Source organism: Neisseria sp. P0009.S007 (assembly GCF_051962515.1).
Genome location: NZ_JBQCVF010000764.1, coordinates 1 through 827 on the forward strand (window position 1 = coordinate 1; position 827 = coordinate 827).

An 827-nucleotide genomic window follows, 5' to 3' on the forward strand; every position below is an offset into this window, starting at 1 on the left:
CGCTGGGTGTTGGGCGAGGCTTCGGCGAAGCAGCTTCGCGGCGAGAGTATGCAGGACGTGATTTTTAACGGTGCGGCAACGCGCCGTCCTGCGCCGAGGGCTTCGGTGGAGCTGGTGTTTGACAATAGCGACCACAGTTTGCAGGGGGCGTGGGGGCAGTATGCCGAGGTGAGCATCAAGCGGCAGCTGACGCGTCAGGGCGAATCGACTTATTTCATCAACAATCAGACCGTGCGCCGTCGCGACATTACCGATTTGTTTCTGGGTACGGGCGTGGGCGCGCGCGGTTATGCCGTTATCGAGCAGGGGATGATTTCGCGCATCATCGAAGCGCGACCGGAGGAGTTGCGCGCCTATATCGAGGAGGCGGCGGGCGTGTCCAAATACAAGGAACGCCGCAAGGAGACGGAAGGTCGTCTGAAAGACACGCGCGAGCATTTGCAGCGTTTGGGCGATTTGCAGAACGAGTTGGCGCGTCAGGTGAAAAAGCTGGAGAAACAGGCGGAAACCGCCGAACGCTACAAATCCCTGACCGCGCAGTTGAACCAACAACAGGATTTGCTCGATTACGCCCAATGGCAGCAATCGCTTGCTGCCGCCGACAAGGCGACCGCACAACATCAGTCTTTGCAGGCGCAGCAGGACGAAACTGCCGCGCAGGTTCGGGCGTTAAACGACGAAGTACACGCCTTGCAGACTGCCGAACAGTCGCAGCAGCAGGCAGTACACGAATTGAGCAACAAACGTGGCGTGTTGCGCGAGCAGATTGCCCGTTTGGAAGAACAAATCCGCCATCAGCAAAACCTGCACCAACGCATCGAACGCGA

General features: G+C 58.8%; 1 pseudogene. It reads left to right on the plus strand.

The features are described from left to right. Window positions 1-827, plus strand: a pseudogene (locus ACTHS3_RS16210) (chromosome segregation protein SMC); the annotation flags it as partial.